Here is a 14389-nt window from a genome sequence, read left to right on the forward strand (position 1 = left end):
GCCCGTGTGCGCTCCAGATCATGGGAGGGCCGCTAGCTGTGACGACCCGCCAAGACCACCTCCAGGGTGGTCTTTACGACGAGAACTACGAGCACGACGCCTGCGGGGTGGCCTTTGTCGCCGACCTCGCCGGTCGCAGAGACCATGGCATCGTCGCCAAAGCTCTCGTCGCCCTGCGCAATCTGGAGCATCGGGGCGCCAGAGGAGCCGAGCCGGACACCGGCGACGGCGCGGGCATCCTGATCCAGGTTCCGGACGCCTTCTACCGCGAGGTGGTCGAGTTCGACCTGCCCGCGGCGGGCGCGTACGCGGTCGGCACGGCGTTCCTGCCGGTCGACGATGCCGCGCGCGCCGAGGCGATCGCGGTCACCGAGCGGGTGGCCGCCGAGGAAGGCGCGGTCGTCCTTGGCTGGCGCGAGCTTCCGGTGAACCGCGAGCACGCTGGCGCGACGGCCGCCTCGGTCATGCCGCATTTCGCCCAGCTGTTCCTGGCGGCGGCGGACGGCGTGTCCGGTTTGGCGTTGGAGCGCCTGGCGTTCTGCGTCCGCAAGCGCGCCGAGCACGACGCGGTCGAGCACGGACTGTACTTCGCCAGTCTCTCTTCGCGCACGATCGTCTACAAGGGAATGCTCACCGAGCCCCAGGTCGAGGCGTTCTTCCCCGACCTGTCCGACGAGCGGGTCACCAGCTCGATCGGCCTGGTGCACTCCCGGTTCTCCACCAACACGTTCCCGGCGTGGCCGCTGGCGCACCCGTACCGCTATGTCGCGCACAATGGCGAGATCAACACCCTGCGTGGCAACCGGAACTGGATGGACGCGCGGGAGGCCGCCCTCGCCAGCGACCTGATTCCCGGCGACCTCAAGCGGGTCTTCCCGGTCGTCACCCGGGGCGCGAGCGACTCGGCGTCCTTCGACGAGGTGCTGGAACTGCTGCACCTGTCCGGGCGCAGCCTGCCGCACGCGATCCTGATGATGATCCCGGAGGCGTGGGAGAACCACGCCGAGATGGACCCCGCGCGCCGCGCGTTCTACGAGTTCCACTCGACGCTGATGGAGCCGTGGGACGGGCCCGCGCTGGTCTCGTTCACCGACGGCACGCAGATCGGCGCCGTGCTCGACCGCAACGGTCTGCGCCCGGCCCGTTACTGGGTGACCGAGGACGGCCTGGTCGTGCTCGCCAGCGAGGTCGGCGTGCTCGACATCGACCCGACCACGATCGTCCGGAAGGGACGGTTGGAGCCGGGCAAGATGTTCTTGGTCGACACCGCCGAGGGGCGGATCATCGACGACGAGGAGATCAAGGGCGCGCTGGCGGCCGAGCACCCGTACGCCGAGTGGGTCGCCGGGGGCTTGGTGCCGCTGGAGACCCTGCCCGAGCGGGAGCGCGAGGTGCCGACGCACGCCTCGCTGGTGCACCGGCAGCAGGCTTTCGGCTACACCGAGGAAGAGCTGTCGGTCCTGTTGGAACCGATGGCCCGCACCGGGGCCGAGCCGATCGGCTCGATGGGCAACGACGCCCCGCTCGCGCCGCTGTCGACCCGCCAGCGGCCGGTGTTCGACTACTTCAGCCAGCTCTTCGCCCAGGTGACCAACCCGCCGCTGGACGCGATCCGCGAGGAGCTGGTGACCTCGCTGGGCACCTACCTCGGCGCGGCGCCGAACCTGCTCGCCCCGAGCGCGGAGTCCTGTCGCCGGATCGCCCTGCAGTTCCCGGTGCTCGACAACGACGAGCTCGCCAAGATCGTGCACGCCAACGACGACGGCGACCTGCCCGAGTTCCAGTCGGTCACGATCCACGGCCTCTACGACGTGCGCGGCGGCGGCGACGCGCTGCGCGAGCAGCTCGACGAGATCCGCGCCGAGGTGTCCTGGGCGATCAAGCACGGCGCCCGGGTGGTCGTGCTGTCCGACCGCGGCGTGAGCGAGAACCAGGCGCCCATCCCGTCGCTGCTGCTCGTCGGCGCGGTGCACCAGCACCTGGTCCGGGAGAAGACCCGCAGCCAGGTCAGCCTGATCGCCGAGTCCGGCGACGCCCGCGAGGTCCACCACGTGGCGCTGCTGATCGGCTACGGCGCGTCCGCGGTGAACCCGTACCTGGCGATGGCCACGGTCGAGGACATGGCCGAGCGCGGCCTGATCAAGGGCGCGGACGCGCACACCGCGACCCGCAACCTGATCAAGGCGCTGGGCAAGGGCGTGCGCAAGACCATGTCCAAGATGGGCGTGTCCACAGTGGCCTCCTACCACGGCGCGCAGATCTTCGAGGCGCTCGGCCTCGGCCCCGAGGTCATCGACGCGTGCTTCACCGGCACCACTTCGCGGCTGGGCGGCGTCGGTTTCGACGTGCTGGCCGAGGAAGTGCGCCAGCGGCACAGCACGGCGTTCCCGCCGGACGGGGTCCGCGCGAACCACCGCGAACTCGGCGTCGGCGGCGACTACCAGTGGCGCCGCGAGGGCGAGCCGCACCTGTTCAACCCGCAGACCGTGTTCAAGCTCCAGCACTCCACCCGGTCGGGGAAGTACGAGATCTTCAAGGAGTACACCCGCGCGGTCGACGACCAGTCGGCGTCGCTGAAGACGCTGCGCGGCCTGTTCGCCTTCAAGGAGGGCGTGCGCCCGCCGGTCCCGATCGACGAGGTGGAGCCGGTTTCCGAGATCGTCAAGCGGTTCGGCACCGGCGCGATCTCCTACGGCTCGATCTCCCAGGAGATGCACGAGACCCTGGCGATCGCGATGAACCGGCTGGGCGCGAAGTCCAACACCGGCGAGGGCGGCGAGGACCCGGACCGGCTCTACGACCCGGCGCGCCGCTCGGCGATCAAGCAGGTCGCGAGTGGACGGTTCGGCGTGACGAGCGAGTACCTGGTCAACGCCGACGACATCCAGATCAAGATGGCCCAGGGCGCCAAGCCCGGCGAGGGCGGTCAGCTGCCGGGCACGAAGGTGTACCCGTGGATCGCCAAGACCCGGCACTCGACGCCGGGTGTCGGCCTGATCTCGCCGCCGCCGCACCACGACATCTACTCGATCGAGGACCTGGCGCAGCTCATCCACGACCTCAAGAACGCCAACCCGGCGGCCCGCATCCACGTGAAGCTGGTCTCCGAGGTCGGTGTCGGCACGGTCGCGGCCGGGGTGTCCAAGGCGCACGCCGACGTGGTGCTGATCTCCGGGCACGACGGCGGCACCGGGGCCTCCCCGCTGTCGTCGATCAAGCACGCGGGCGGGCCGTGGGAGCTGGGGCTGGCCGAGACGCAGCAGACGCTGCTGGCCAACCGGCTGCGCGACCGGATCGTGGTGCAGACCGACGGCCAGCTCAAGACCGGCCGGGACGTCGTCGTGGCCGCGCTGCTCGGCGCGGAGGAGTTCGGCTTCGCCACCGCGCCGCTGGTGGTGTCCGGCTGCGTGATGATGCGCGTGTGCCACCTGGACACCTGCCCGGTGGGCGTGGCGACGCAGAACCCGGTGCTGCGGGCGAAGTTCAGCGGCAAGGCCGAGTACGTCGTCAACTTCTTCGAGTTCATCGCCCAGGAGGTGCGGGAGTACCTGGCCGCGCTGGGCTTCCGCTCGATCGAGGAGGCCGTCGGCCACGCCGAGCTGCTCGACACCCGCGCCGCGGTCGACCACTGGAAGGCGTCCGGGCTGAACCTCTCGCCGATCTTCCACGTGCCCGCGCTCGGGCCGCGCGCGACGCGGCACCACAGCGTGGCCCAGGACCACGGGCTGGAGAAGGCGCTGGACAACACGCTGATCCAGCTCGCGGAGGGCGCGCTGAACTCCGGCGACAAGGTGCGCCTGGAACTGCCGGTGCGCAACGTCAACCGGACCGTGGGCACCATGCTCGGCTCGGAGCTGACCAAGCGCTGGGGCGGCGAGGGCCTGCCGGACGACACGATCGACGTGACCTTCACCGGCACGGCGGGCCAGTCGTTCGGGGCGTTCCTGCCGCGCGGCATCACACTGCGGCTGGTCGGTGACGGCAACGACTACGTCGGCAAGGGCCTGTCCGGCGGGCGGATCGTCGTGCGGCCGCACGCGGGGGCGCAGTTCGCCGCCGAGCAGCACGTGATCGCGGGCAACGTCATCGCCTACGGCGCGACCAGCGGCGAGGTGTTCCTGCGCGGCAAGGTCGGCGAGCGGTTCTGCGTGCGCAACTCCGGCGCGCTGGCCGTCGTCGAGGGCGTGGGCGACCACGGCTGCGAGTACATGACCGGCGGCCGGGTGGTCGTGCTCGGCCCGACCGGGCGCAACTTCGCCGCGGGCATGTCCGGCGGCGTGGCCTACGTGCTCGACCTGGCGCAGGCCAGGGTGAACCCCGAGATGGTCGACCTCGACCCGCTCGACAGTGACACCACAGCCGACGACGCCGATTTCCTGCGGGAGACCGTGGCCAAGCACGCCGCGGAGACCGACTCCATGGTGGCGCGGTCGCTGCTGGCCGACTGGGACAACCAGGTCAGCCGGTTCACCAAGGTCATGCCCAAGGACTACAAGCGGGTGCTGGCCGCGCGGGCCGCGGCCGAGCGCGACGGCCGCGACATCGACCAGGCGATCATGGAGGCCGCACATGGCTGACCCCAAGGGCTTTCTGACCACCCCGCGCGAGACCCCGAAGACGCGCCCGGTCTTCCTGCGGCTCAAGGACTGGCGCGAGGTCTACGAGGAGAACAGCACCGCCGAGTTCACCTCGGGCAAGGGCAGCTCCCAGGCCGGGCGCTGCATGGACTGCGGCATCCCGTTCTGCCACCAGGGCTGCCCGCTGGGCAACCTGATCCCGGAGTGGAACACCCTGGTCTGGCGGGACGACTGGCAGCGGGCGAGCGAGCGGCTGCACGCGACCAACAACTTCCCGGAGTTCACCGGGACGCTGTGCCCCGCCCCGTGCGAGGCCGCGTGCGTGCTGGGCATCAACGACGACCCGGTGACCATCAAGCGGGTCGAGATCTCGATCATCGACCGGGCCTTCGCCGAGGGCTGGGTGACCCCGCAGCCGCCGACGACGCGCACCGGCAAGAAGGTCGCCGTCGTCGGGTCGGGCCCCGCTGGGCTGGCCGCGGCGCAGCAGCTGACCCGCGCGGGCCACGACGTGGTGGTGCTGGAGCGGGCCGACGCCATCGGCGGGCTGCTGCGCTACGGCATCCCCGAGTTCAAGATGGAGAAGTCGCGCCTGGACCGGCGGCTGGAGCAGATGCGGGCCGAGGGCACCGAGTTCCGGGTCAACGTGAACGTCGGCGTGGACGTCACCGCCGAGCAGCTGCGCGCGGAGTACGACGCGGTCGTGCTCGCGGGCGGCGCCACCGCGTGGCGCGACCTGCCGATCCCCGGCCGGGAGCTGCGCGGCGTCTACCAGGCCATGGAGTACCTGCCGCTGGCGAACAAGGTGGCCGCGGGCGAGCTGGACCGCTCCCCCATCCACGCCGAGGGCAAGCACGTCGTGGTGATCGGCGGCGGCGACACCGGGGCCGACTGCGTGGGCACCGCCCACCGGCAGGGCGCGGCGTCGGTGACCCAGCTGGAGATCATGCCCCGGCCGCCGGAGACCCGCTCCACGGCCAACCCGTGGCCGACATACCCGATGCTCTACCGGGTGTCCTCCGCGCACGAGGAAGGCGGCGAGCGGGTCTACTCGGTCTCCACCACCGAGTTCCTCGGCGACGACGACGGCAACGTCCGCGCGCTGCGGCTGACCGAGGTCGTCATGGAGAACGGCCGGTTCGCACCCGTCGAGGGCTCCGCCAGGGACATCCCGGCGGACCTGGTCACCCTGGCGATGGGCTTCGTCGGCCCGGAGAAGGGCGCGCTGCTGACCGACCTCGGCGTCGACCTCGACGAGCGCGGCAACGTCGCCCGCGGCCGGGACTTCCAGACCTCGGTCGACGGCGTGTTCACCGCGGGCGACATGGGCCGCGGCCAGTCGCTGATCGTGTGGGCCATCGCCGAGGGCCGCTCCGCCGCCGCGGGCGTGGACGCCTACCTGACCGAACGCGCGGTGCTGCCGCGCCCGATCGAGCCGACGGACCGCCCGCTGGTCTAAAGGCTCGCCCTAGTCAACGGCTCGCAGGCAACGACGCCTGCGAGCCGTTCCTTTTACCAGGGGGTCGGCAAGACCATCACGAGCAAGGCGAGGCTGACCACCAGCGAGAACCTGCTCACGATTCGCATATCGGCGAACCTACGCCCGCGCGCAGGTCGCGGACAGGTCTCACCGGGTCTGAATCGTTGCCCCCGCCACGCAAAAGTGAGCAGAATCGACGGCATGGCGGAAAACTTCACCGACGACGAGTTCGCGTTCCTGCGGTACGCCCGGTTCGGGGAGCTGCCGCAGCGGGTGCTGCCCGACGACCTGGTCCCGCTGCGCGAGACCGAAGCCGCCCCCGACTACGCCGACCTGGCGTACGACGCCAAGGAGCGCGCCGAGGGCTGACTCCGGCCTGGCTCATTCCCCGGCCGGGATCATCCCCAGACGACGGGGACGTCCCCGCTGGTGCCCGCGACCTGCGCGCGGTGCGGGTGCAGCGCGCTCGCCGACGAGGACTCGCCCGGGTTCAGGGCGGGCAGCTCGGTCAGGTGCCGGTGCCGCCAGACGAACGCCGTGGTGGGTCCGTTCGCGGTGGAGGTCAGGGTGCCCGCGACGATGCCCGCCTCGTTGACGCCCGCCGCGCGCGCGTCGGCCGCGTCCGGGGTGAGGTCGGTGAGCACGCCGTCGCGCCAGCGGACCACATGCCAGCGGCCGTCTGCGGTCCGCGACTCCGCGGCGACCTCGCCAGCCGAGTTGATCCACGGCCCGACGCTCAGGTTGGTCTGGCCGATCTTGGTGCCCGCCCCGCCGAGGGTGCCGATGTCCACCGGCTGGGTGCGCTGCCACACGACCACCCGGTAGGCGAACGCGGCGTCGCGCGCCTCACCTACCACGGCGCCGTGCACGTTGACGTCGACCGGGTAGACGGACTCGGCGTTCGCGGGGCGGGCCAGCTCGGTCGTCCGGCCTGCACGCCACCGCAGGATCTTGCCGTCGAGTTCGGTGACGACGTGGCCGCCCTCGCCCAGCACGGCGAAGTCCGACAGCCGACCCTGCGGGCCCTCGAACGCGGTGCTGTGCGCGCCGTCGCGCCACACGCTGTAGCGGGCGAGGTAGACCGGAGCGCCGGGGTCGCGGATGAGCGACCAGACCAGCACCTCGCCCCGGTTGTTGATGTCGACCGCCTCGCTGTACTCGGCGTCGGCCGGGGCGACGACCGTCGCCTTGCCGTCCTGCCACACGGTCGCCTTGACCTGGTTGTCCGTCCCGTAGCACCAGCCCGCGACCTGGTCGCGGTCGTTGACGTGGGTGGCCTGGCTCAGCGGGTGCGGGCATTCCAGCGGCCGAAGCTCGCCGTCGACCCAGGCGGTCGCTCTGGACAGCGGGAAGGTCTTCTCGATCAGGCTGCCGACCACCGTGCCGTGTCGGTTGAGGTCGGTGATCCTGGCCGACTGCGCCTCCGGCGGCACCGGCAACGCTCGCGGGGCCGCGGTGGCGGCTCCGGCGCTCGGGCCGGTCGCGACGACGGCGACCCCGGCCAGCAGAACGGCGAACAGGACTTTGACACGCATCAGGCACTCCCGGATTCTCGGGCTTTCATCGGCCTGCCCCCAGGCAGATTCCGGAAAGCGGTGGCCCCGCTTTCCGTCGGTTCAGCCTATTTACCGGGCAACCCGCGCGGCAATGATCTTCGCCCTACTCATCGTCCCGGTGCGCGAGTCCGCCTCCGCCGGAGTCTTCCCCCCGTCGGAAATGTTGCGGGCAGGACAACGGCCCAGTCCCGGCAGGCGTTCCCACACTGCCGACGAACGATGGAACCGCGACCCGCCGAATGTCCCACGATTGGGTGAAAGCGAACCTGGAAGGTTAGCCTCCCCTCACACTGTCGACGGCAGCAGGGAGCAGCGATGAGACACCGGTCGATCCGGCTGGCGGTGGCGGTCCTGGCCACCGCGCTCGGCGCCACGCTGGCGGGGTGCGGAAGCACCGAGCCCGCCCATGACGGGCCCGTGCTGACGGTCTACTCGGGCCGCAACGAGAACCTGGTCAAGCCGCTGCTCGACAAGGCGGCCGCGGCGCTCGGGGCCGACGTCAAGCTGGAGGTCCGCTACGGCGACACCGCCGCGCTGGCCGGTCAGCTCGCGGAAGAGGGCGAGCGCAGCCCCGCCGACGTGTTCTTCTCCCAGGACGCCGGGGCGCTCGGCGCGCTGGCCTCCGCGGGCCGCCTCGCGCCGCTCCCCCAGACCGTCCTCGACGCCAGCCCCGAGCAGTGGCGGGCCGCCGACGGCGCCTGGGTGTCGACCTCGCTGCGCTCCCGCGTCGTCGTCTACGACCCCCGGCAGGTCGCCGATGCCGACCTGCCCCAGGGCATCGACGACCTGGTCGACCCGAAGTGGAAGGGCAAAATCGGATTCGCCCCGTCCAACGCGTCCTGGCAGGCGTTCGTCACCGCCGTGCGCGTGCTGCGCGGCGAGGACGGCGCGCGGCAGTGGCTGGAGAAGTTCAAGGCGAACGAGCCGCAGAAGTACGACAACAACATCAAGATCCGGGACGCGGTGGACGAGGGCAAGCTGCCGCTCGGCCTGTCGAACCACTACTACTGGTTCGAGAAGGCCCACCAGGTCGGTGTGGACAAGATGAACGCCAAGCTGCACTACATCAAGGGCAACGACCCCGGCGCCCTGGTCAACGCGGCGGGCGTCGGCGTGCTGGCTTCCAGCAAGAACAAGGACCTCGCGAACAAATTCGCCGAATTCCTGCTCTCCCCCGAGGCTCAGCAGTACTTCGCCGACGCCACAGCCGAGTACCCGGTGCGCGCGGGCGTGACGTCGGCCAAGCACAAGCTGCCCCCGCTGGCCGACCTGCGACCGCCGAACCTCAGGCTCGCCGACCTGCAATCCCTGCCCAAGACCGCCGACCTGCTCCGTCAGGTCGGGCTGCTGTAGGTGACCGCGCGCCGGGGCCGGGGAGCGCGGCGGGCGACCGGGTGGCTGCTCGCGGCGCTCCCCGCCGTGGTCGTCGCTGTCCTGCCGCTGGTCTATCTCTTCCTGCGCGCGACAGACCAGGGCTGGGACGTGTTCTTCGCGATCGCCGTCCGCTCGCGCACCGCCGAGCTGACGGCGAACACGCTGACCCTGCTCGTGGCCGTCGCGGCGAGCGCGCTGGCGCTGGGCACTGCGGCGGCGTGGGCGGTCACCCGCACGGCGCTGCCGCTGCGGCGGGTGTGGACGGTCCTGCTGGTGATGCCGCTGGCCGTGCCGTCGTACGTGTCCGGGTTCGCCTGGCTGTCGATGGACGTCGTCGGGTTCGCGGGCGCGTGGCTGGCGCTGACCACCACCAACATGCCGCTGGTGCTGCTGCCGGTCGCCGCCGCGCTGCGCTCGGCCGACCCGGCGCTGGAAGAGCTGTCGCGGTCGCTGGGCCACGGGCCGTGGGAGACCTTCCGCCGGGTGACGCTGCCCCGGGTGTGGCCCGCCGCGCTGGCGGGCGGGCTGCTGGTGGCCCTCTACGTCCTGCACGACTTCGGCGCGGTGTCGCTGCTGCGCTACGAGACCTTCACCCTCGGCATCCAGACCTCGTACTCGGGCAGCTTCGACCGCACCCCCGCCGCGGTGATCGGCGTCGTGCTCGTCGTGCTCGCGGTCCTGCTCGCCCTCGCCGAGGCCAGGATGCGCGGCACGTCCACGGCACGCCTCGGTCCCGGGGTCGCCCGGCAGGCCGAGCCGGTGCGGCTGCGGGCCGCGCGCTGGCCCGTGCTGCTGGGCTTGGCCGGGATCGTGGTCGTGTCGCTGGGGGTGCCGCTGGGAGCGCTGACCCGCTGGCTGGGCATCGGCCGGGCGGAGCTGGACCCGGCGGCCCTGGTGTCCACCACGGCGACGACCGTGCAGTTCGCCGCGCTGGGCGCGCTGGCGACCGTGGCGCTGGCCGTCCCGGTGGGCTTCCTCGCCGCCCGGCACTCGTCGCGGCCGGTGCGCGCGGTGGAGTTGGCCGCCTACGCCGGACACGCGCTGCCGGGCATCACCGTGGCCCTGGCCCTGGTGTTCTTCGGCGTGCGGTTCGCGCAGCCGTGGTACCAGCGGACCCCGCTGCTCGTGCTGGGCTACGCCGCGCTGTTCCTGCCGATCGCGATCAGCGCGGTCCGCACCGCCGTCGCCGCCGCCCCGCCCGCCGTCGAGGACGTCGCCCGGTCACTGGGCCGAGGGCGGGCGCGGGTGTTCGGCACGGTCACCCTGCCGCTGGCCGCGCCCGGGATCGCCGCCGGTGCGGCACTGGTGTTCCTGACCTGCGCGAAGGAACTCCCCGCGACCCTGCTGCTGCGCCCGACCGGCGCGGACACCCTGGCGACCGCGCTGTGGACGAAGACAGGGGTGTCGGCGTTCGCCGAGGCGGCGCCGTACGCGGCGCTGCTGGTGGTCGTCTCCGCCGTGCCCGCCGTGTTGCTGGAGATGTCGGTCTTCCGGTCCGGGAAGGCCGCTGTGCTGGAGTCGGCGACGCGAGGAGCGCAGACGTGACCGAACTGGTTGTCACCGGGCTGAGCGCCGGATACGGGGGCACTCGCGTGCTGCGCGGGGTGGACCTGGCTGTGCCGTCCGGGGCGCTCGCGGCGGTGCTGGGGCCGTCCGGGTGCGGCAAGACGACGCTGTTGCGGGCCGTGGCCGGGTTCCTGCGGCCTTCGGGTGGGGAGATCCGGCTCGGTGGGCGGGTGGTGTCAGGGTCGTCGTTTGTGCTGCCGGAGCGGCGGCGGGCGGCGGTCGTGCCGCAGGAGGGAGCGCTGTTCCCGCATCTGACGGTGGCGGGGAACGTGGGCTTCGGCCTGGGCCGCGCTCGGCGTGCTGAGCGGGTCGCGGAGATGCTGGAGCTGGTGGGGCTTGGCGGGTATGAGCGGCGCAAGCCCGCTGAGCTGTCCGGTGGGCAGCAGCAGCGGGTCGCGCTGGCACGGGCGTTGGCACCTCAGCCGGATCTGGTGCTGTTGGACGAGCCGTTCTCGGCGTTGGACGCTGGGCTGCGCGCGGATCTGCGTGCTGATGTGCGGCGGGTGTTGCGGGCGGCTGGGACTACGGCCCTGCTGGTGACGCACGACCAGGACGAGGCCTTGTCCATGGCGGATGTCGTGGCCGTGATGCGGGATGGGGCGGTGGTGCAGGCCGCTTCGCCGGGGGAGGTTTATCGGCGGCCGGTGGATGTTGGGGTGGCTGCCTTTGTGGGTGAGGCGGTGTTGCTTCCTGCTACGGCTTCTGGCGGGTCGGCTTCGTCGCCTCTTGGGCGTGTCCCGCTTGTCGGGTCGCATCAGGGGGATGGGGTTTTGTTGCTGCGGCCGGAGCAGATCGCTTTGGGTGCCGCCGGGGTGGCTGGGGAGGTTTTAGGGGTTAGCTTTCATGGGCATGACTCGGTTGTGAGTCTTGTTGCCGCTGGGGCGCGGATGACCGCTCGGGTGTCGGGTGGTTCTGCGTGGGGTTCTGGGGATTCTGTGTGTGTTTCCGTCGTTGGGTCTGCGGTGTTCTTTCCTGCTTGAGTGGGTGGCTGGTTCTGGGGTTTGCTCGATGGGGTGGAGTGGTTTCTTCGGGGCCCCTACGAAGGAAGATCCCGTCGTGGGGAAAGACGGGTGGGGAGCCTTCGGCCCCACGACCACGGCGAGTCCAGGGATCTTCCTTCACCCCCAAAGAAACCACTCCAGCCCATCGAGCACCTGGCAGGGCCGGTGCTGCCTGGCAGGAGAGCGGGTTCGCTGTCCTGCTCCTCCTAGGCGAGGTGAGGCGAGGGACTGGCTAGAAGTTGATCATGTGGCCTGCCAGGCCGTGGATGGCTTCCTTGACCGCTTCGCCGAGGGTGGGGTGGGCGTGGACGTTGCGGGCTACCTCGTGGACGGTGAGGTCCCACTGTTGGGCCAGGGATAGTTCTGGCAAAAGTTCCGTTACCTCGGGGCCGATGAGGTGGCCGCCCAGGAGTTCGCCGTGGCGCTTGTCGCTGATGAGTTTCACGAAGCCTACCGGGTCGCCTAGGCCGTGGGATTTGCCGTTGGCGGTGAAGGGGAACTTGGCTACCTGGACGTCGTAGCCCTTTTCCCTTGCTTGGGCTTCTGTGTAGCCGAAGCTGGCTATTTGGGGTTGGCAGTAGGTGGCGCGGGGGATCATCACGTAGTCGAGTTCCATGGTTTCGGCGTTCGCGATGGTTTCCGCCGCGACGATTCCCATTGACTCTGCCGCGTGGGCTAGCATGAGTTTGGCGGTGACGTCGCCGATGGCGTAGATGTGGTCTACCGAGGTTCGGCAGCGGGCGTCGATTTCGATCGCGCCGCGTTCCGTCAGCTTCACGCCGGTTTTGTCCAGGCCGTAGCCCTCTACGCGGGGCTGGAAACCAATGGCCTGGAGGACCTTGTCGGTTTCGATGACCTGCTGTTGGCCAGCCTTGGAGACGGTCACCTTGACTTTGGCGCCGTTGTCGTCGATCGACTCCACGCGGGTGCCGGTGAGGATGTCGATGCCCAGGCGCTTGTAGCGACGGGCGAGTTCCTTGGAGACCTCTTCGTCCTCCAGGGGGACCACGCGGTCCAGGAACTCCACAATGGTGACCTTGACGCCGTAGTTGTGCAGGACGTAGGCGAACTCGACGCCAATGGCTCCCGCGCCCGCGATGACGATGCTTTCCGGGAGTTGGTCGGTGAGGATCTGCTCCTCGTAGGTGACCACGCGGTCGGAGAGTGCGGTGCCGGGGAGCAGGCGGGTGGTGGCGCCCGCCGCGATGATCGCGTTGGCGAACGTCACGGTCTCGGTGCCGCCGTCGTTGAGGGCGACCTCGATGGTGTTGGGGTCGGTGAAGCTGCCTCGGCCGTGGAACTGGGTGACGCCGTTCTTCTTCATCAGGTAGTGCACGCCCTTGACGCGGCCGTCGGCCACCGAGCGGCTGCGCTGGTAGGCGGCGCCGTAGTCGAAGCTGACCTGGCCGTCCACCTGGATGCCGAAGGTCTCGGCCTCGTGCTGCACCAAGTGGGCCAGCTCCGCGTTGCGCAGCAGGGCCTTGGACGGGATGCAGCCGACGTTGAGGCAGACGCCGCCCCAGTAGCGCTCCTCGATGATCGCCGTCTTCAGCCCGAGCTGGGTGGCCCGGATCGCCGCGACGTAACCGCCCGGTCCCGCACCGAGGACCACGACGTCGAAGTGGGTGCTCATGCGGCCACCTCACCGGTTCGGCAGCCCCGTGCGTCCACGCGCTGTGTTGATGATTCGCTCGCCAGCTCGCTCATGCCCCCACGATATTGCCCCGGCCCGGGTGAGCGGTGACGGGACGGGGCAGGTCACGCTCCGGTCAGGGCCTGCCGACCTCGACGCGGAGCCTGCCCAGGGTCATCCGGTTGTAATTGGGCAGGTCCAAGCGCACATTGGCGGCCTCGCCCGCGTCCACCGCCGCGAGCACGTCGCGCACGACGTCCGGGCGGGTCAGGTCGGGGTCGGCGCCGGGGGCGACGACCCGCGTCCTGACCCCGGTCGGCTGGGGTGTTCGGGAGGCGCCGACCAGGACCAGACCGCGGACGATGTGGGAGAACTCGCCGACCAGCCTCGTCGCGACGTCGGTGAGCGCGGTGTGGGCGACCACGTGGGTGCGGATGTTGCGGTCGGCCAGGGTTTCCAGCACGTCCTCCACCCGGTCGACGGACTCCACGTCTTCGGGCACGGCGCACCAGGCGATCTGGAACCGCTCTTCCAGCGGTCGCCACGCCGCGGGCAGCTCGGCGGGCTGCCGCGATCCGGGCGCCAGCACGACGACGGCGGGACCGAAATCCAGCCCCCGCCACAGCGGCGCGAAAGACCTCGTCCTGACCTGGCTGACCTGAACCACATCCGCCTCCCGAGACTCGTCACCCCACTGTGGGATTACCCGGGTCAGGTGGTTTCAATCACCTGATAGTGCACATCACATCGCGGGCGGTGTGTCCCGCTGTTCGAGCACCGCGAAGTTGAGTTGCCCCTCGGCGTCCTGCTGCACATCGAGGACCTTGTCCGAGAGCAGTTCCGCGGCTCCCGGCTCGAGGAAGACCTGCGCGCCCGCGGTCGCGCGAACCACCTGGTCGCCCGCCACCGGCTCCTGGGCCAGCGCCACCGCTATCGGGGCGCCGTCCACCTCGGGTGTGACCAGGGTGAACCGCAGCCCACCCTGACCGGCCAACCCGTCCTGCGCCGTCAACGCGCTGATCGCGTCGGCTGCCGCTTCTGTCACCGCCAGCATGTCTGGCTCCTTTCCGTGTCACCTTCTCGTGCGGCTTGCCCGACCCACCGTAGAGGGACCGGGAGCGGCTCGCCGGGTGGAGCGCGGACCCTGCCTTGTGCCCCGTTCGGCGTGATCTTTAGAGTGCTCCGGTAGCGGTTGAGCAAGC

Annotated in this window: 10 protein-coding genes; 6 read left to right on the forward strand and 4 right to left on the reverse strand. The window is 70.7% G+C overall.

Annotated elements, in window-relative coordinates:
- Positions 1–20 precede the first annotated feature (20 nt).
- From gltB to BLS56_RS31215, 3 genes are all read left to right on the forward strand, one after another.
- Positions 21–4577 carry a glutamate synthase large subunit gene (gltB, locus tag BLS56_RS03540; RefSeq protein WP_091448775.1) on the forward strand — a complete coding sequence of 1519 codons (4557 nt, stop codon included), beginning with the start codon at positions 21–23 and terminating at the stop codon, positions 4575–4577.
- Entirely contained in the window at positions 4570–6036 is a 1467-nt protein-coding gene (locus BLS56_RS03545) for a glutamate synthase subunit beta (protein WP_091448081.1), read from the forward strand. Before gltB ends, BLS56_RS03545 begins: the two co-directional genes overlap by 8 nt.
- A 222-nt stretch (positions 6037–6258) precedes the next feature.
- Positions 6259–6426 (forward strand): hypothetical protein, encoded by a 168-nt coding sequence (locus tag BLS56_RS31215; RefSeq protein ID WP_175482645.1) that lies wholly within the window; start codon positions 6259–6261, stop codon positions 6424–6426.
- Positions 6427–6455: 29 nt separating this feature from the next.
- Here BLS56_RS31215 and BLS56_RS03550 read toward each other — a convergent pair whose 3' ends face one another.
- A complete protein-coding gene (locus tag BLS56_RS03550; RefSeq protein ID WP_091448083.1) occupies positions 6456–7592 on the reverse strand; it encodes a hypothetical protein in 1137 nt (378 codons plus the stop codon).
- Between the two features lie 336 nt (positions 7593–7928).
- Between BLS56_RS03550 and BLS56_RS03555 the strand changes: the two genes are divergently transcribed.
- The 3 genes from BLS56_RS03555 to BLS56_RS03565 are packed head-to-tail and all read left to right on the forward strand — an operon-like array spanning position 7929 to position 11533.
- Positions 7929–8966 carry an extracellular solute-binding protein gene (locus BLS56_RS03555; RefSeq protein WP_091448085.1) on the forward strand — a complete coding sequence of 346 codons (1038 nt, stop codon included), beginning with the start codon at positions 7929–7931 and terminating at the stop codon, positions 8964–8966.
- Complete coding sequence (locus BLS56_RS03560) at positions 8967–10532, forward strand: ABC transporter permease (protein WP_228771317.1); 1566 nt, start codon at positions 8967–8969, stop codon at positions 10530–10532. It begins immediately after the preceding gene.
- Entirely contained in the window at positions 10529–11533 is a 1005-nt protein-coding gene (locus BLS56_RS03565; RefSeq protein ID WP_091448087.1) for an ABC transporter ATP-binding protein, read from the forward strand. The genes BLS56_RS03560 and BLS56_RS03565 overlap by 4 nt, the downstream gene beginning before the upstream one ends.
- 253 nt (positions 11534–11786) lie before the next feature.
- Here BLS56_RS03565 and lpdA read toward each other — a convergent pair whose 3' ends face one another.
- From lpdA to BLS56_RS03580, 3 genes are all read right to left on the reverse strand, one after another.
- On the reverse strand, positions 11787–13187 hold the full coding sequence (gene lpdA, locus BLS56_RS03570; protein WP_091448089.1) for a dihydrolipoyl dehydrogenase: 1401 nt from the start codon (positions 13185–13187) through the stop codon (positions 11787–11789).
- A 136-nt stretch (positions 13188–13323) separates the two neighbouring features.
- Positions 13324–13854, reverse strand: a complete 531-nt coding sequence (locus tag BLS56_RS03575; RefSeq protein WP_091448091.1) for a hypothetical protein — start codon at positions 13852–13854, stop codon at positions 13324–13326.
- Positions 13855–13929: 75 nt separating this feature from the next.
- On the reverse strand, positions 13930–14241 hold the full coding sequence (locus BLS56_RS03580; RefSeq protein ID WP_091448092.1) for an iron-sulfur cluster biosynthesis protein: 312 nt from the start codon (positions 14239–14241) through the stop codon (positions 13930–13932).
- Between the last annotated feature and the right edge of the window lie 148 nt (positions 14242–14389).

It is taken from the genome of Actinokineospora iranica (assembly GCF_900101685.1).
In the GTDB taxonomy this organism is placed as follows: Bacteria; Actinomycetota; Actinomycetes; order Mycobacteriales; family Pseudonocardiaceae; genus Actinokineospora; species Actinokineospora iranica.

Excerpts from the sequence above, each read along its gene's own strand:
- BLS56_RS03555 (WP_091448085.1), top strand. The coding sequence starts at position 7,929 with ATGAGACACCGGTCGATCCGGCTGGCGGTGGCGGTCCTGGCCACCGCG.
- gltB (WP_091448775.1), top strand. The coding sequence starts at position 21 with ATGGGAGGGCCGCTAGCTGTGACGACCCGCCAAGACCACCTCCAGGGT.
- BLS56_RS03550 (WP_091448083.1), bottom strand. The coding sequence starts at position 7,592 with ATGCGTGTCAAAGTCCTGTTCGCCGTTCTGCTGGCCGGGGTCGCCGTC.
- lpdA (WP_091448089.1), bottom strand. The coding sequence starts at position 13,187 with ATGAGCACCCACTTCGACGTCGTGGTCCTCGGTGCGGGACCGGGCGGT.
- BLS56_RS31215 (WP_175482645.1), top strand. The coding sequence starts at position 6,259 with ATGGCGGAAAACTTCACCGACGACGAGTTCGCGTTCCTGCGGTACGCC.
- BLS56_RS03580 (WP_091448092.1), bottom strand. The coding sequence starts at position 14,241 with ATGCTGGCGGTGACAGAAGCGGCAGCCGACGCGATCAGCGCGTTGACG.
- BLS56_RS03545 (WP_091448081.1), top strand. The coding sequence starts at position 4,570 with ATGGCTGACCCCAAGGGCTTTCTGACCACCCCGCGCGAGACCCCGAAG.